The organism is Geodermatophilus sp. SYSU D00698 (assembly GCF_054050335.1).
This window is the reverse complement of sequence record NZ_JBJGZD010000035.1, coordinates 25,382-42,182: the sequence shown is the minus strand read 5'-3', so window position 1 is coordinate 42,182 and position 16,801 is coordinate 25,382. Positions and strand designations below refer to the sequence as shown.

Here is a 16,801-nt window from a genome sequence, read left to right as displayed (position 1 = left end):
GCTAGTTCAGGGGGACATCCATCCGGGTGGTGGGGCGCATGCACACCAGCTGACGGCGGACCCGCGGCCCCCCCGGGGCGGGGCCCCGGTCGCGCTCAGCGGCCGTCGGCGCGGGCGGCGAGCGCGGTGATCCGGTCGACCAGCTGCGGCCACACCTCGCGCGGCAGGTCGTGGCCCATCCCGTCGACGACGAGCAGCTCGGCACCGGGGATCGCCGCCGCCGTCGCCCGGCCGCCGGACGCGTCGATCAACGCGTCGTGCTCGCCGTGGACGACGAGGGTGGGGACGGCGACCCGCGCGAGGTCGGCGGTGCGGTCGGGGCTGGCCAGGATCGCGGCCAGCTGGCGGGCGACGCCGGCGGGGTTGTGGGCGCGGTCGAACGACAGCCCGGCCCGTTCCCGCAGCCCGTGCTCGTCGAACTCGAAGCCGGGGGAGCCGATGACCCGGTAGGTGTCGACCGCACGCTGCACGGCGCTCTCCCGGTCGGTGGCCGGCGGGGCGAGCAGGACGCCGATGGCGGCCTCGGCGGGCGCGCCGACGGCGGGGTCGCCCGTGGTCGACATGATCGAGGTGAGGCTGCGGACCCGGTCCGGGTGCCGGACGGCCAGCGTCTGGGCGATCATCCCGCCCATCGAGGCGCCGACGACGTGGGCGCTGTCGATGCCCAGCGCGTCGAGGAGGGCGGCGGTGTCGTCGGCCATGTCGGCGAGGCGGTAGGGCACCCCCGAGTGGTCGCCGCCCATGACGGCGAGGACGTCGGGCGCCCCGGCGTCGTCGAGGTGGGTGGACAGTCCGATGTCCCGGTTGTCGAACCGGACGACGTACAGGCCGCGCGCGGCCAGCATCCGGCAGAACTCGTCGGGCCAGCCGATCATCTGCGTGGCCAGTCCCATGACCAGCAGCAGCGGCGGGTCCCCGGGCGAGCCGAAGGTCTCGTAGGCCAGCTCGACGTCGCCGGCGCGGGTGGTCTGCACCCCGGTGTGCTCCATGCTCCGCACGCTAACCCCGGACGCGCGACCGCCCGGCACCGGACGGATCCGGTGCCGGGCGGCGCGACGGGCGGGACGGTCAGCGCTCGGTGACCTGCCGGCCGGGCCGGGCCTCGGCCAGCTCCTCCTGGAGCCGGGTGTAGGCCGGCTTCGGGACGAAGTCCTCGTCCATGACCGTGGCCTCGCCCTCGGCGGGGAAGAACACCGGCACCCAGGAGTACTTGTCGGTGAAGCCCCAGAGGGTGAAGGAGTTGCAGTCCTCGACGGCGAGGCAGGCCTCCAGCGTCCGGCCGTAGTAGTCGGCCTGCTTCTGCAGCTGCTCGGCGGTGGGCTCGCCGCCGGGCGGCAGCACCATGCGGACGTCGAGCTCGGTGACGGCGGTCTCCAGGCCGAGGTCGTCGAACCGCTGCAGGTTCCGCTGCAGGTCGCCGGGGAAGCCGTACTGGATGCTCAGGTGCCCCTGCACCGAGAACCCGTCGACGGGCACGCCCTCGGCCTGCAGCTGCTGGATGAGCGTGTGGTACGCGTTGCTCTTGGCGTTGACGCTCTCCACGCCGTAGTCGTTGAAGAACAGCTTCGCCTTCGGGTCGGCCTCGTGCGCCCAGCGGAAGGCGTCGGCGATGATCCCCGGGCCCAGCTCGCGGATCCAGATGTTCTCCTCCGTCCGCAGCTGGCCCTGGTCGGTGAAGATCTCGTTCGCCACGTCCCACTGCTGGATCTGGCCGGCGTAGCGGCCGACCACCGTCTGGATGTGCTCGCGCAGGATCTCGCGCAGCTCCTCGGGCGAGAAGTCGCCCTGCTCCAGCCACGCGGGGTTCTGGCTGTGCCACAGCAGCGTGTGGCCGCGCACCACCTGGTGGTTCTCGCGGGCGAAGGCGACGATCGCGTCGGCCGGCCCGAAGTTCCACACGTCCCGCTGCGGGCGCAGGAACTCCCACTTCATCTGGTTCTCGGGCGACAGCGAGCTGAACTCCTCGGCGAGGACCTCGCGGTACTGCTGGTCGTTGGGGAAGGGGTCGGGGTAGGGCATGTCCGCGTGGTGCCCGCCGCCGGCGACGGCGCTGCCGATCACGAGGTCCTGCGGCGCGAGGCGGCGCAGGGTGTCCTGCTTGTCGTAGCCGGGAGCGGTGCCGGTGCCCCCGCCCGCCGGCGCGGCCCAGGCCTGGGCGCCGGTGGACAGCAGGGCAGAGGCGGCGCACGTGGCGGCGGCCAGTCGGAGAACTCGCTTCACGGTGTCCCTCCAAGGACGTCCGGTGCGCGGGCACGGCCCTGTGGCCCGCGTCACTTCCGGAAGTTACCGGAACTTGTGCGGTCCCTCGCAAGGGGGGTGGGGTGCCCGGAGAGTCGGTGCGTGCTCGGTGACCGCCGTAGGCTGGCCGCCGGCCCGGAGGAGGGGACGTGACGGACACCCAGCGCCATGCCGTGACGATCTCCGAGATCGCCGCGAAGGCCGGCGTGTCCGTGCCCACCGTCTCCCGGGTGCTCAACCACCGCTCCGACGTCGCGCCCCACACCCGGGAGCGGGTGGAGCGGCTGCTGCGCGAACACGGCTACCAGCGCCGCGGCCCGCACCGGGAGGAGCGGGCGGGCCTGGTCGACCTCGTCTTCGACGACCTCGACAGCCCGTGGGCGCTGGAGGTCATCCGCGGCGTCGAGCAGGCGGCGCACGCCGCCGGGGTGGGCACCGTCGTCTCCGCCGTGCACCGGCGGCGCAGCTCCACCCGGCTGTGGCTGGACAACGTCCGGGCGCGGGCCAGCGACGGCGTCATCCTGGTCACCACCGCGCTCGACCCGGACCTGCACAGCGAGTTGCGCGGGCTGCACCTGCCGGCGGTCGTCGTCGACCCGGCCGGCCTGCCCGACCTCGACGTCCCCACGATCGGCGCGACCAACTGGGCCGGCGGGGTCGCCGCCACCGAGCACCTCACCGCGCTCGGCCACCGGCGGATCGCCCACGTCGCCGGCCGGCCGGGGCTGTGGTGCACCCGCGCCCGGCTCGACGGGTACCGGGCCGCGCTGGACGACGCCGGCCTGGCGGCGGACCCGCGGCTGGTCGTCCCCGGCGAGTTCGACTACGCCTCCGGCGCCCGGGCCGCCGCCCAGCTGCTCGAGCTGGCCGACCCGCCGACCGCCGTGTTCGCCGCCAGCGACCAGATGGCACTCGGCGTCTACGAGGCGGTGCGCCGGCGCGGGCTGCGGGTCCCCGACGACGTGAGCGTCGTCGGCTTCGACGACCTGCCGCAGGCCGCGTGGTCCTCGCCCCCGCTGACCACGGTGCACCAGCCCCTCGGGCAGATGGGGGAGCTGGCCGTCCGCACCGTGCTGCGGCTGGTCAACGGCGAGCGGCTGGAGGGGCCGAAGGTCGAGCTGGCCACCCGGCTCGCCGTGCGCGACAGCACCGCCGCCCCGCGCTGACCCGACCCGCCGCGACTCGCCGTCCCGACCTCGCGGGACGCCCTCCGGCGCCGGTCCGCGCTTGCCCTCGGCTGTGACGGCTGCCACGCTCGGCCGCGCTTGTTCCGGAAGTTCCCGGAAGTGAGCCGCCCCGCCGATCGTCGACAGGAGCCCCCGTGCGCCGTTCCGCCCGCCTGGCCCGCCTCGCCGTCCCCGCCCTCACGGCCGGCCTCCTCCTGGCCGCCGCGCCGCCGGCGCAGGCCGGGCAGCCCACCGCCGAGGTCGTGACGACGACCCGGCACGACGACCGGTCGGTCGCCCTGACCTTCGACGACGGGCCGGATCCGGACGACACGCTGGACCTGCTCGCCGTCCTGCGCGAGCACCACGTGAAGGCGACGTTCTGCCTGTGGGGCGACCACGTGCGCGAGCACCCCGAGATCGCGCGGGCCATCGCCCGCGACGGCCACACGCTGTGCAACCACACGATGCACCACGACGACATGTCGTCCTGGACGCCCGAGCAGATCCGCGCCGACCTCGAGGCCACGTCCGCGGTCATCCGCGAGGCGGTGCCCGGCGCGCACATCCCGTTCTTCCGCGCCCCCTACGGCAGCTGGGGGCAGACGCCGGAGGTCGCGGCGGAGCTGGGCATGCAGCCGCTGGGCTGGGCGCTGGCCGTCGGCGACTGGGAGCCGCCGGGCACCGACGAGCTGGTCCGCCGCGTCGTGGACGGGGTGACCCCGGGCGCCGTCGTCCTGATGCACGACGGCGGCGGCGACCGCAGCCAGACCGTCGACGCCGTCGACCGGCTGGTCCCGCTGCTGCGGGAGCAGGGCTGGCGCTTCGACCGCCCGGCGAAGACCGCCTGAGCGCGGGAGCCGGCCCCGCCACGCGGGCGGGGCCGGCCCCGGGTTCCCCGGCGACACGCCGGGCCGGCGATCGCTACGCTCCGCCGCCACGTGGGTCGAGGGGAGCGGGGTCGCGGTGGCGGGAGCGTCGGAGGACGAGGTCAGGGAGTTCGCCGCGGGGCTGCGGTCCCTGCTCGACTGGCTGCAGCTGTCGGGTCCCGCGGCGGGCAACGAGGTCGTCGCGCTGGTGCAGGGGACGCTCGGCCCCGCCGGCCTCGGCCAGTCGGTCGTCGCCCGGGAGCTGCCGGCCTTCGAGCACGTCAACCTGCAGACCGCGCTCGACGCGTGGAGCGCCGCGCCCGGGCGCTCCGTGGAGGTGCGCGGCGTCGTCCTCCCGCCCCACTACGTCGGCATCGACCTGCAGCAGCTGATGACCGGCGAGGCGCTGCCCCCGGTGCGGCTGAGCGCGCCCGCGGTGGTCGACCTCCCGAACGGCCCGGGGTCGACGCTGGCCTGCCTGCGCCTGGCGCTGCTGCTCGTCACCGACAACGACGGCCGCTACGTCCTCCTGGTGCAGGAGGCGGGGGAGCACCGGCCGACGATGAGCGTCGAGGTGGCCGGCCTGCCGGTGCAGCGGGCGCAGGCCGTCCTGGCCGAGCTCGACCGGCTGCGCCGCGAGCTGAACGTCTACCGGGGCCGGCTGGTGGAGGTGACCCCGACGCCGTCCGGCCAGGTCGCGCTCACCTTCCTCGACCCGCCGGACCTCACGCGCGACGACGTCGTGCTGCCCGCGGCGGTCCTCGACCGCGTCGAGCGGCACGCGCTGGGAGTGGCCGGGCACCGTGCCGGCCTGCGCGCCGCCGGCCAGCACCTCAAGCGCGGGCTGCTGCTCTACGGCCCGCCCGGCACCGGCAAGACGCACACCGTGCGCTACCTGCTCGGCCGCATGGGCGACTACACCCGGCTGCTGCTCACCGGGCGCTCGCTCGGCGTCGTCGGCTCGGTCACCGAGCTCGCCCGCGAGCTGCAGCCGGCCGTGGTGGTGCTCGAGGACGTCGACCTCGTGGCCGCCGACCGCTCCTTCGGTCCCGGCGGCAGCCCCGTGCTGTTCGACCTGCTCGACGCGATGGACGGCGCGGCGCCCGACGCCGACCTGCTGTTCGTCCTGACCACGAACCGGGCCGACCTGCTGGAGCCGGCGCTGGCCGCCCGGCCGGGCCGCGTCGACGTCGCCGTGCAGGTCGACCTCCCCGACGCCGCGGCCCGCCGGCGGCTGCTGCTCCTCTACGGCCGGGCGGTGCCGCTGCGGCTGACCGACGACGACGTGACGCGCGCCGTCGACCGCAGCGAGGGCGTGACGGCGTCGTTCCTCAAGGAGCTGCTGCGCCGCGCCGTGCTCGAGGCGCTGCACGAGCAGGACCCGGTCGTCGCGGTCACCGCGGAGCACCTCGACCGGGCCCTCGACGACCTGCTGGACTCCACCCAGCAGGTCACCCGCACCCTGCTCGGCGTGGGGGCCGAGGGGGCGGTGACCGACGGCGACGGGGCGTGGCCCGGCCCGGCGCCGGTCCCGTACGGGGGCGGCTACCGCCCCTTCCGCGCGCGCTGACCGCGGGCCGGGACGCAGGACGGCCCGGACGGGAGACCGTCCGGGCCGTGCTCGGTGGGTCGGTGTGTGCCCCCGGCAGGATTCGAACCTGCGCACCCGCCTCCGGAGGGCGGTGCTCTATCCCCTGAGCTACGGGGGCTCGGGGCAGGAGAGAAGTTACCAGCCCTCCCCGCCCGTCCCGGCGGCGGGTCAGGGCGCCGGCAGCGGCGTCCCGCCCCGGGCGGTCAGCATGCCGACCATCGTCGTCACCTCGGCGGTCTGCGTCTCGGCGATGGAGCGGGCCAGCCTCCGCACGGCCGGCTCGGCGGCGTTCCCCGCGGCGTACTGCGCCATGTCGAAGCCGCCCTGGTGGTGGCGGATCATCAGCCGGAGGAACTCCACGTCGAACGCCGTGCCCGACAGCGACCGCAGGGCCGCCAGCTCGTCCTCGGTGGCCATGCCGGGCATCAGCGCGCCGGAGCCGGACGTCGAGGACGTGTCGTGCGAGGCGTGCCCGCCGCCCATCCACGCCATGTGCCCACCGCCGGAGCGGGGGAGGCCCCACAGCGCGAGCCAGCCCTCCATCTGCCCGGCCTGGTTGGTCTGGGTGCTGGAGATGTCGAAGGCGATCCGGCGGATCTCGGGGTCGGTGCTGCGCTCGAGGGCCAGGTTGGCCATCTCCACGCCCTGCCGGTGGTGCACCGCCATGTCCCGCGAGAAGCCGGCGTCGACGGAGTCCGCCGTCGGCGTCGCCTCCTGCCCGATGCCGAGCCCCACCGCCAGCCCGCCGCCGAGCGCGACCAGCGCGACGGCGATCACGGCCAGGAGCGCGGCCCGCAGGCCGCGGCCGCGCGGGCGGGGCGCCGGCGCGGGGGTCTCCTGCCCGGGGCGGGTGGCGGTGGCGGTCATCGCGGGCTCACTCCGTGGGGGACCCGGCGGCCGCGGTCGGCGTCGTCGGGGCGTCGGTGGTCATGGCCTCCGTGCCGCGGCTGCCCTCGCCGGTGACGAGCGGGTCGCTGATGAAGGTCGGGTTCTCGCAGCTGGCCCCGACCTCGGGGTAGGCGCCCTCGACCTCGGAGTTGAAGGTGAGGAAGTCGGCGAACTGCTCGATCCGCGGGTCGTCGACGGAGTCGACCTTCAGCTGGTGGTTCCAGGACTGCAGGCTGACCGCGGAGTCGAGGCTGGCGTAGGGCGACAGCAGCCGGCCGGAGACGCCGTCGACCAGCTCGGCGAGCTTCTCGACGTCGGCGCCGGAGACCTCGTCCGGGTCGTAGGCGATCCACACGGCGCCGTGCTCCAGCGAGTGGACGGCGTTCTCGTGCCGGATGTCGACGTCGTAGACGGTACCGGTGCAGTCGGCCCACTCGCCGTCGTGCGGCCCGCCGACCGGCGGCGTCTGCTCGTACTCGACCGGGGTGGTCACGTGCTCCTGGCCGGCGGCGTAGTCGAAGCTCTGGATGCCGGAGATCTCGTCGAGGGCGTCGATCCGCTCGGCGTCGGACTGCCGCACCTGCACGACGGCGTAGGTGATGGCCGCGGCGGCGAACACCACGACGGCGACGGCGGCGGCGATCAGGCCCCACGGCCGCTGCTGCGTCACGACCTGCGTCGGCGGGCGGGTGCGCCCGCGGCCCCCGTTCCGGCCGGCGGGCGGGCGGGCCGACGACCCGCCGCCCGACGACTTGGCCGTCGACACCGGACGGGCACCGGACCCGGACCGGCTCGACCCGCCTCCGGCGCGGCCGGCCTCGGGCTTGCGGTCCTTGGCCACGTGCTTCTCCTCAGTGCTCGTCGAGTGGTGCGTCCGCCGGTCGTGGCGCAGCATGGGTGCGCGCCGGCGCGGCAGGCCTCCCGCCTGCCTCCTGGCACGCGAGTCTAGGTCGCGCACCTGTGCGCCCCCTGGCAACTCGGGTGCGGCGGGGAGCCGGGTCGCGGCCGCTGCCTACGATGACGCAGTGACACCCGAGCAGCTGCGCGACCTCGTCCGGACCGCGGTCGCGGCGGTCGTCGAGCGCGGCACGCTCGCCGTCGCCGTCCCCGACGACGTCCTCGTCGAGCGTCCCAGGAACCCCGAGCACGGCGACTACGCGACCAACGTCGCCCTGCGCCTGGCCAAGCCCGCCGGCATGCCGCCGCGCGCGGTGGCCGACCTGCTGGCCGAGGAGCTGCGCGCGCAGCCGGGCGTCGGCCGGGTCGACGTCGCCGGCCCCGGCTTCCTCAACGTCACCCTCGCGCAGGGCGCGCTGGGGCGGATCGCCGTGCAGGCGGTCGCCGCGGGGGCGGCCTACGGCCGGACCACCGCGCTGGCCGGGCAGCGGCTGAACCTGGAGTTCGTCTCCGCCAACCCCACCGGCCCGGTGCACATCGGCGGCAGCCGGTGGGCCGCCGTCGGCGACGCGATCGGCCGGCTGCTGCAGGCCAGCGGCGCCGACGTGACCCGCGAGTACTACATCAACGACGCCGGCGCCCAGATCGACCGCTTCGCGCGCAGCCTGCAGGCCGCCGCGAAGGGCGAGCCGGTGCCCGAGGACGGCTACGGCGGCGCCTACATCGCCGACATCGCCGCCGCCGTCGTCGCCGAGGTGCCCGACGCCCTCGACCGCGACGACGACGCGCAGCGGCAGACCTTCCGCGACCGCGGCGTCGCGCTGATGCTCGACGAGATCCGCCGGTCGATGGAGGGCTTCGGCGTCGACTTCGACGTCTGGTTCTCCGAGAGGTCGCTGTACGACACCGGCGCGGTGGACAAGGCCCTGGCCCGGCTGCGGGAGCAGGGGCACGTCTACGAGTCCGACGGCGCGGTGTGGCTGCGCACCACCGACTTCGGCGACGACAAGGACCGCGTGCTGGTCAAGGCCGACGGCGAGACGACGTACTTCGCCTCCGACTGCGCCTACTACCTGGACAAGCGATCCCGCGGCTTCGACCGGGTCGTGATCATGCTCGGCGCCGACCACTCCGGCTACGTCGGCCGGTACAGGGCGCTGGTGGCCGCCACCGGCGACGACCCCGACACCCACCTCGAGATCCTCATCGGCCAGCTGGTCAACCTGCTGCGCGACGGCGAGCCGGTCCGGATGAGCAAGCGGGCGGGCACGATCGTGCTGCTCTCCGACCTCACCGACGCGATCGGCGTCGACGCCGCCCGGTACGCCCTGGCCCGCGCCTCGGTGGACCAGACCATCGACATCGACGTCGAGCTGTGGAGCCGGCGCACCAGCGACAACCCGGTCTTCTACGTCCAGTACGCGCACGCCCGGATCTCCTCGGTGCTGCGCAACGCCACCGACCTCGGCCTCGCGCTGGGGGAGGCGGACGGCGTCGACCCCGCGCTGCTGGCCCACGAGCGGGAGAACGACCTGCTCCGGGCGATCGGCGAGTTCCCGCGGGTGGTGTCCTCGGCGGCCGAGCTGCGCGCGCCGCACCGGGTGGCCCGCTACCTCGAGGAGCTGGCCGGCACCTACCACCGCTTCTACGACGCCTGCCGGGTCCTGCCCCGCGGCGACGAGGAGGCGACGCCGCTGACCACGGCGCGGCTGTGGCTGTGCGCGGCCACCGCGGTGGTGCTGCGCAACGGCCTCGGCGTGCTCGGCGTCTCCGCTCCGGAGCGGATGTGAGGGCCCACCCGGCGGGGCCGCTCCACGGCGCCTTCGCCCCGGAGCCCTCGGCCGGGATGCCCCCGGCCGACCTCGGCGCGCTCGACCCGCAGGTCTGGCCGCGCACGGCCCGCCGGGTCGACGGCGAGCTCCACGTGGGCGGCAGGCCGGTCACCGAGCTCGCCCGCACCCACGGCACCCCGCTGTTCGTCCTCGACGAGGAGGACTTCCGCGGCCGCGCCGCCGACTTCGCGGCCGCCTTCGACGGCGCCGACGTGCACTACGCCTCCAAGGCCTTCCTCTGCGGCCAGGTGGCACGCTGGATCGCCGACGACGGCCTGCACCTGGACGCCTGCAGCGGCAACGAGCTCGCCGTCGCGCTGGCCGCCGGCTTCCCCGCCGAGCGGATCGCGCTGCACGGCAACAACAAGTCGCTGGTCGAGCTGCAGCTGGCCGTCGACTCCGGCATCGGCCACGTCGTGCTCGACTCCTTCGACGAGATCGACCGGCTGGTGCCCATGGCCGAGGCGCGGGTCGCCGCCGGCGGCAGCCCGGTGCCGGTGCTGGTGCGCACCACGGTCGGCATCGAGGCACACACCCACGAGTTCATCGCCACCGCCCACGAGGACCAGAAGTTCGGCTTCTCGCTGGCCACCGGCGACGCGCTGACCGCGGCCGTGCGGGTCATCCGCGAGCCCGCGCTGCACCTGTCCGGGCTGCACAGCCACATCGGCTCGCAGATCTTCGACACCGCCGGCTTCGAGGCCGCCGCGCACCGCGTCGTCGGGCTGATGGGGCAGGTGCACCAGGCCACCGGCGAGGTGCTGGGGGAGCTGAACCTCGGCGGCGGGTTCGGCATCGCCTACCTGTCCGACGACGACCCGGTTCCCCCCGCCGACGTCGCCCGCCGGCTGCGCACCGTCGTCGCCGCCGAGTGCGCCGCGCTGGACCTGCCGGTGCCGCGGCTGGCCGTCGAGCCCGGCCGCGCGATCGCCGGGCCCGGCACGGTCACGCTGTACGAGATCGGCACGATCAAGCCGGTCCGGCTGGGCGGCGGCGGCCACGGCGGGCCGCAGGTGCGCAACTACGTCTCCGTCGACGGCGGGATGAGCGACAACATCCGCACCGCGCTCTACGACGCGAGCTACACCTGCGTGCTGGCCAACCGCACCTCCGACGCCCCGCCGGCGCTGTGCCGCGTCGTCGGCAAGCACTGCGAGAGCGGCGACGTGCTGGTGCGCGACCTGTGGCTGCCCTCGGACGTGCAGCCCGGCGACCTGCTCGCCGTCGCCGCCACCGGCGCGTACTGCTGGTCGATGGCCAGCAACTACAACTACCTGCTCAAGCCGCCGGTGGTGGCCGTGCGGGACGGCGCCGCCACCGAGATCGTGCGGCGTCAGACACTGTCCGACGTGTTCGCCCTGGACGCGGTGCTGGTCGCGGTGCCCGCCCCGTCCCCGGCGATCGACCAGCCCGCGCCCGAGCACCCGGTGGGAGCCCGCTCGTGAAACCGCTCAAGGTCGCCCTGCTCGGCTGCGGCACCGTCGGCAGCGCGGTGCTGCGCCTGGTCGACGAGCAGGCCGCCGACCTCACCGCCCGCGTCGGGCGCCCCGTGCAGGTCGCCGGGGTCGCCGTCCGCCGGCCCGACCGGCACCCCGACGTGCCCGCCGGTCTGCTCACCACCGACGCGCTCGGCCTGGTCACCCGCGACGACGTCGACCTGGTCGTCGAGGTCATCGGGGGGATCGAGCCGGCCCGCACGCTGATCCAGGCGGCGATCGAGGCCGGCAAGTCGGTGGTCAGCGCGAACAAGGCGCTGCTGGCCGAGGACGGCGTCGCGCTGCACGCCGCCGCGGCCAAGGCCGGCGTCGACCTCTACTACGAGGCGGCGGTGGCCGGGGCCATCCCGCTGCTGCGGCCGCTGCGCGAGTCGCTGGCCGGCGACCAGATCCGGCGCGTGGTCGGCATCGTCAACGGCACGACCAACTACATCCTGTCCCGGATGGCCGAGACCGGGCACGGCTTCGCCGAGGCGCTGGCCGAGGCCACCGAGCTCGGCTACGCCGAGGCCGACCCGACCGCCGACGTCGACGGCTTCGACGCCGCCGCGAAGGCCGCCATCCTCGCGTCGCTCGGGTTCCACACCGCGGTCACCGCCGCCGACGTGCACCGCGAGGGCATCTCGTCGGTCACCGCCACCGACGTCGCCCGCGCCGCCGAGATCGGCTGCACGGTGAAGCTGCTGGCCATCTGCGAGCGGGTGCCGGCCGACGGGGACGGGGAGGGCGAGTCGGTCGCCGTCCGCGTGCACCCGGCGATGATCCCGACGTCGCACCCGCTGGCCGCCGTCGGCGGGGCGTTCAACGCCGTCTTCGTCGAGGCCGAGGCCGCCGGGCAGCTCATGTTCTACGGGCAGGGCGCCGGCGGCGAGCCCACCGCGAGCGCCGTGCTCGGCGACCTGGTCGCCGTCGCCCGCAACCGGGTGGCCGGCGCCGCCGGTGCCGGGCCGACCGCCTACGCCGACCTGCCGGCCCGGCCGATCGCCGAGACGCCCACCCGGTACCACGTCAGCCTCGACGTGGCCGACGTCCCCGGTGTGCTGGCGACCGTCGCGACCGCCTTCGCCGAGCACGGCGTGAGCATCGCCACCGTCCGCCAGGACGGGCACGGCGACGCCGCCACACTGGTCATCGTCACGCACAGCGCCCCCGACGCGGCGCTGTCGGCGACGATCGCCGCGCTCCGGGAGGTCCCCGCGGTCCGCGGGGTCACCAGCGTGCTGAGGGTGGAGGGTCTGTCATGACGGGGACGCTGCGCGGTGCCGTCTCGCCGGTCTGGCCCGGGCTGATCGAGGCCTACCGGTCGCGGCTGCCGGTCAGTGCCACGACGCCGGTGGTCACCCTGCACGAGGGCGCCACCCCGCTGGTGCCCGCCGTCGAGCTGTCCCGGCGCACCGGCTGCGAGGTGTTCCTCAAGGTCGAGGGCGCGAACCCGACCGGGTCGTTCAAGGACCGCGGCATGACCATGGCCATCACCAAGGCGCTCGAGGAGGGCTCGCGGGCGGTCATCTGCGCGTCCACCGGCAACACCAGCGCCAGCGCCGCCGCCTACGCCGCGCGCGCCGGGATGGTCTGCGCCGTCCTCGTGCCGCAGGGGAAGATCGCGCTCGGCAAGCTGGCCCAGGCGCTGGTGCACGGCGCCAAGCTGCTGCAGGTCGAGGGCAACTTCGACGACTGCCTCGCGCTGGCCAGCAAGCTGGCGATCGACTACCCGGTCAGCCTGGTCAACAGCGTCAACCAGTACCGCATCGAGGGGCAGAAGACCGCGTCCTTCGAGGTCGTCGACGTCCTCGGCGACGCCCCCGACGTGCACTGCCTGCCGGTCGGCAACGCCGGCAACATCACCGCCTACTGGCAGGGCTATCGCGAGTACGAGTCCGACGGCCCGGCCACGAGGCGGCCGCGGATGTTCGGCTTCCAGGCCGCCGGCGCCGCGCCCATCGTGACCGGCCAGGTGGTGGAGAACCCGAGCACCATCGCGACGGCGATCCGCATCGGCAACCCGGCGTCGTGGACCAAGGCGCTGGCCGCCCGCGACGAGTCCGGCGGCCGCATCGACGCCGTCACCGACCGCGAGATCCTCGCCGCCTACCGGCTGCTCGCCCGCAGCGAGGCGGTCTTCGTCGAGCCCGCCTCCGCCGCGTCGGTCGCCGGGCTGCTCAAGGTGGCCGCGGCCGGGGACCTGGAGCCGGAGCAGCGCGTCGTGTGCACCGTCACCGGCAACGGGCTCAAGGACCCGGAGTGGGCCATCTCCGGTGCGCCCGCCCCGGTCACCGTGCCGGTGGACGCCGCCGCGGCCGCCGCGCAGCTGGGTCTCTGAGTGGCCACTCGGTCCTCCGTGCGGGTCCGCGTGCCCGCGACCAGCGCCAACCTCGGTCCGGCGTTCGACTGCGCCGGCCTCGCGCTGACGCTGCACGACGTCGTCGAGTTCGCCGTCGCCGACTCCGGGCTCACCGTCCAGGTGTCCGGCGTCGGCGCGGGGGAGCTGCCCACCGACGAGCGGCACCTGGTCGTGCGGGCCTTCCGCGCCGCCTGCGAACGGCTCGGCTGGACGCCGCCGGGCCTGTGCGTGCACGCGGAGAACGCGATCCCGCAGGGCCGGGGGATGGGCTCGTCCGCCGCGGCCGTCGTCGCCGGTGTGGTCGGCGCGTTCGAGCTGTGCCCCGACGTCGACGTCCGGGACGACGGCGCGGTGCTGCGGCTGGCCGACGAGCTCGAGGGTCACCCGGACAACGTCGCCGCCTGCCTGCTCGGCGGCGCGACGCTGTCGTGGACGACGCCCGAGGGCGCGCGGGCCGACCGGCTGCCGGTGGGCGAGGACGTCGTGCCGGTGGTGCTGGTGCCGGAGGCGACCCTGTCGACGCACACCGCGCGCACGCTGCTGCCGGACCTGGTGCCGCACGCCGACGCCGCGTACAACGCCGCCCGCGCCGCACTGCTGGTGCACGCGCTGACCGCGGAGCCGGCGATGCTGCTCGAGGCCACCGACGACCGGCTGCACCAGCGGCAGCGCGCGGCCGCGATGCCGGACACGATCGCGCTGGTCGACCGGCTGCGCGCGGCCGGACACGCCGCCGTCGTGTCCGGGGCCGGGCCCAGCGTCCTCGTGCTCGCGCGGCGGCACCCCGACGACGTCCCGGGGGACGCGGCGGCGGTGCGCGAGGTGAGCGGGATCACCCCGGACGGGTGGCGGGTGTACCCCCTGGAGGTGGACCACGGCGGCGCCCGCGTGGTTCGAGTGACGCCTGGGGTATCGTCTTCGTAACGAGGAACACTCCGCTGGTCAGCGGTGTTGTCCCGTCCGTGGGGCGAGTCCTAGGCTTGCTGCGTAGCCGCCCCTCAGGCGAGCCTCGCGCGGAACGTTGCAGACGACCTTCCTGTCGACGCTGATCCCCGCTCCGCACCCACTCGATCCGCCGTCCCCCCTGTCCGGAACAGATGGACGGGGCGGCGCCGGGTCACCTCCTGCGCTGGTAGGCGCAGGCCACCGCAGGGAAGGACCTGTACGTGAGCGAAACCACCGACCTCGCCACCACCGGCGCCCCCGAGGGCGCTGCGGGCGAGGCACCTGCGGCCACCGGCACGGCGGGCCGCTCCCGCCGCCGCGGCAGTGGGCTGGCCGGCATGCTGCTCCCCGAGCTGCAGCGGCTCGCGGCCGAGCTGGGCATCCCCGGCACCGGCCGGATGCGCAAGGGCGACCTCGTCGCCGCCATCTCCGCCCGCCAGGTCGGCGGCGCGACGCCGGGCAGCGTCCCGGCGCCCGGCGCCCCGGCCGACGCGGCCCCGAACGTCCCGGCCTCGCGGGGCGCCGACGCCGTCGCCGCCACCGCCACGCCGGTCGAGGCCCCCGTCACCGGGGGCGCCAACAGCGGTCCGGTGACCGCCCCCGCCGCCGACGCCCCGGCCGAGGGCGCCCCGCGGCGCCGGCGTGCCGCCAGCCGCCCGGCCGGTGCCCCCACCGCGGAGGCGCCCGCCGCCGCGGCGCCCGCTGCCGAGGCCCCCGCTGCCGAGGCCCCGGCCGCCGAGGCTCCCGCCGCGGCTCCGCCGGCCGCCCCGCCGGCCGCCCCGCCCGCGGAGCGCACCGAGGGCGGGCGACCCGCCGGTGACCGCACCGACGGCGACCGCGGCGACGCCGACCGCAGTGACGCCGACCGCGGCGACGGCGACCGTGCCGAGGGCGACCGCCCGGCCCGCAACCGGGACCGCAACCGCAACCGGGACGGCCGCGATGCCCGCGACGGCGACCGCGCCGAACGCGGCAACCGGGACGGGCAGCGCGACGGCAACCGGGACGGCCGCGATGCCCGCGACGGCGACCGCGCCGAGCGCGGCAACCGGGACGGGCAGCGCGACGGCAACCGCGAGGGCCAGCGCGACGGCCAGCGCGACGGGCGCGGCCCCGACCGCGGCGAGCGCGCCGACCGCAACGCCCGGCCGAACGACCGCACCGACCGGAACGACCGCGCGGACAACCGCAACGACGAGGACGACGACGACTTCGAGGGCGGCCGCGGCCGCCGCGGCCGCCGCTACCGGGACCGCAACCGCCGCAACGGCCGGGACCGCTTCGACCAGCCCACCGAGCCGACGGTCAGCGAGGACGACGTCCTGCTGCCGGTCGCCGGCATCCTCGACGTCCTGGACAACTACGCGTTCGTCCGGACCTCGGGGTACCTGACCGGCCCCAACGACGTCTACGTGTCGCTGTCCCAGGTGCGCCGGCACGGCCTGCGCCGCGGTGACGCGATCACCGGCGCGGTCCGCCAGCCGCGCGAGGGCGAGCGCAAGGACAAGTACAACGCGCTGGTCCGCCTCGACTCGGTCAACGGCCTGGACCCCGAGCAGGCCCGCAACCGGCCGGAGTTCACCAAGCTGACCCCGCTCTACCCGCAGGAGCGGCTGCGGCTGGAGACCGACCCGCACCAGCTGACCACCCGGGTCATCGACCTGGTCATGCCGATCGGCAAGGGGCAGCGCGCGCTCATCGTGTCGCCGCCCAAGGCCGGCAAGACGATGGTGCTGCAGGCGATCGCCAACGCGATCACCACGAACAACCCCGAGTGCCACCTCATGGTCGTCCTCGTCGACGAGCGGCCCGAGGAGGTCACCGACATGCAGCGCTCGGTGAAGGGCGAGGTCATCGCCTCGACCTTCGACCGGCCGCCGTCGGACCACACCACCGTCGCGGAGCTGTCGATCGAGCGCGCCAAGCGCCTGGTCGAGATGGGCCACGACGTCGTCGTCCTGCTGGACTCGATCACCCGCCTGGGCCGCGCCTACAACCTGGCCGCCCCCGCCAGCGGGCGCATCCTGTCCGGTGGTGTCGACTCGACGGCGCTCTACCCGCCCAAGCGCTTCCTCGGGGCCGCCCGCAACATCGAGAACGGCGGCTCGCTGACCATCCTCGCGTCGGCGCTGGTCGAGACCGGCTCGACGATGGACACGGTCATCTTCGAGGAGTTCAAGGGCACGGGGAACGCGGAGATCAAGCTCGACCGCCGGCTGGCGGACAAGCGGGTCTTCCCGGCCGTCGACGTCAACGCGTCGGGCACCCGCAAGGAGGAGATCCTCCTCTCGCCCGACGAGCTGGCCATCGTCATCAAGCTGCGCCGCGTGCTCTCCGCGCTCGAGCCGCAGCAGGCGCTGGAGCTGCTGCTCGACAAGCTGCGCAAGACGCGCAACAACGTCGAGTTCCTCATGCAGATCCAGAAGACGACGCTCGGCCCCGAGCGCGACTGAGCACCACCGCTGCAGCAGGGCCCGGCCGTCTGGGACACTGGACGGCCGAGCCCCGCTGCGCGCCTGGAATGACCGGCCGGCCGCC

The 16,801-nt window shown here is 75.4% G+C and carries 13 protein-coding genes and 1 tRNA gene; 9 read left to right on the top strand and 5 right to left on the bottom strand.

Going from position 1 to position 16,801, the window contains the following annotated elements; genetic code table 11:
* Positions 1 to 95 precede the first annotated feature (95 nt).
* Together ACI8AB_RS21830 and ACI8AB_RS21825 are read right to left on the bottom strand one after the other, a co-directional pair.
* Positions 96 to 989 carry an alpha/beta fold hydrolase gene (locus ACI8AB_RS21830; RefSeq protein WP_456951855.1) on the bottom strand — a complete coding sequence of 298 codons (894 nt, stop codon included), beginning with the start codon at positions 987 to 989 and terminating at the stop codon, positions 96 to 98.
* 79 nt (positions 990 to 1,068) lie between these two features.
* On the bottom strand, positions 1,069 to 2,220 hold the full coding sequence (locus ACI8AB_RS21825; RefSeq protein WP_456951854.1) for an endo-1,4-beta-xylanase: 1,152 nt from the start codon (positions 2,218 to 2,220) through the stop codon (positions 1,069 to 1,071).
* A gap of 167 nt (positions 2,221 to 2,387) precedes the next feature.
* On the opposite strand from ACI8AB_RS21825, the gene ACI8AB_RS21820 reads away from it, so the two are divergent.
* The 3 genes from ACI8AB_RS21820 to ACI8AB_RS21810 all read left to right on the top strand — a co-directional run bounded on the left by ACI8AB_RS21820 (position 2,388) and on the right by ACI8AB_RS21810 (position 5,843).
* Positions 2,388 to 3,404 carry a LacI family DNA-binding transcriptional regulator gene (locus ACI8AB_RS21820; RefSeq protein WP_456951853.1) on the top strand — a complete coding sequence of 339 codons (1,017 nt, stop codon included), beginning with the start codon at positions 2,388 to 2,390 and terminating at the stop codon, positions 3,402 to 3,404.
* Between the two features lie 155 nt (positions 3,405 to 3,559).
* Positions 3,560 to 4,255, top strand: a complete 696-nt coding sequence (locus ACI8AB_RS21815; RefSeq protein ID WP_456951852.1) for a polysaccharide deacetylase family protein — start codon at positions 3,560 to 3,562, stop codon at positions 4,253 to 4,255.
* Between the two features lie 115 nt (positions 4,256 to 4,370).
* Positions 4,371 to 5,843, top strand: a complete 1,473-nt coding sequence (locus ACI8AB_RS21810) for an AAA family ATPase (protein ID WP_456951851.1) — start codon at positions 4,371 to 4,373, stop codon at positions 5,841 to 5,843.
* Positions 5,844 to 5,910: 67 nt separating this feature from the next.
* On the opposite strand, the gene ACI8AB_RS21805 is transcribed toward ACI8AB_RS21810, so the two are convergent.
* The 3 genes from ACI8AB_RS21805 to ACI8AB_RS21795 all read right to left on the bottom strand — a co-directional run bounded on the left by ACI8AB_RS21805 (position 5,911) and on the right by ACI8AB_RS21795 (position 7,593).
* Positions 5,911 to 5,982: transfer RNA gene (locus tag ACI8AB_RS21805), tRNA-Arg, on the bottom strand.
* Positions 5,983 to 6,032: 50 nt separating this feature from the next.
* Entirely contained in the window at positions 6,033 to 6,731 is a 699-nt protein-coding gene (locus ACI8AB_RS21800) for a DUF305 domain-containing protein (RefSeq protein WP_456951850.1), read from the bottom strand.
* A gap of 7 nt (positions 6,732 to 6,738) precedes the next feature.
* A complete protein-coding gene (locus tag ACI8AB_RS21795; protein ID WP_456951849.1) occupies positions 6,739 to 7,593 on the bottom strand; it encodes a DUF3105 domain-containing protein in 855 nt (284 codons plus the stop codon).
* A 184-nt stretch (positions 7,594 to 7,777) separates the two neighbouring features.
* Here ACI8AB_RS21795 and argS point away from each other — a divergent pair, with 184 nt between their 5' ends.
* The 6 genes from argS to rho all read left to right on the top strand — a co-directional run bounded on the left by argS (position 7,778) and on the right by rho (position 16,716).
* Positions 7,778 to 9,439, top strand: a complete 1,662-nt coding sequence (gene argS, locus ACI8AB_RS21790; protein WP_456951848.1) for an arginine--tRNA ligase — start codon at positions 7,778 to 7,780, stop codon at positions 9,437 to 9,439.
* On the top strand, positions 9,436 to 10,926 hold the full coding sequence (lysA, locus tag ACI8AB_RS21785) for a diaminopimelate decarboxylase (RefSeq protein ID WP_456951847.1): 1,491 nt from the start codon (positions 9,436 to 9,438) through the stop codon (positions 10,924 to 10,926). The genes argS and lysA overlap by 4 nt, the downstream gene beginning before the upstream one ends.
* A complete protein-coding gene (locus ACI8AB_RS21780) occupies positions 10,923 to 12,221 on the top strand; it encodes a homoserine dehydrogenase (protein ID WP_456951846.1) in 1,299 nt (432 codons plus the stop codon). The genes lysA and ACI8AB_RS21780 overlap by 4 nt, the downstream gene beginning before the upstream one ends.
* Complete coding sequence (gene thrC, locus ACI8AB_RS21775) at positions 12,218 to 13,297, top strand: threonine synthase (protein ID WP_456951845.1); 1,080 nt, start codon at positions 12,218 to 12,220, stop codon at positions 13,295 to 13,297. The genes ACI8AB_RS21780 and thrC overlap by 4 nt, the downstream gene beginning before the upstream one ends.
* A gap of 30 nt (positions 13,298 to 13,327) precedes the next feature.
* Positions 13,328 to 14,242 carry a homoserine kinase gene (gene thrB / locus ACI8AB_RS21770; protein ID WP_456951844.1) on the top strand — a complete coding sequence of 305 codons (915 nt, stop codon included), beginning with the start codon at positions 13,328 to 13,330 and terminating at the stop codon, positions 14,240 to 14,242.
* A 242-nt stretch (positions 14,243 to 14,484) separates the two neighbouring features.
* Positions 14,485 to 16,716, top strand: coding sequence for a transcription termination factor Rho (gene rho, locus ACI8AB_RS21765; protein ID WP_456951843.1), 2,232 nt, complete (start codon positions 14,485 to 14,487; stop codon positions 16,714 to 16,716).
* Positions 16,717 to 16,801: the final 85 nt, after the last annotated feature.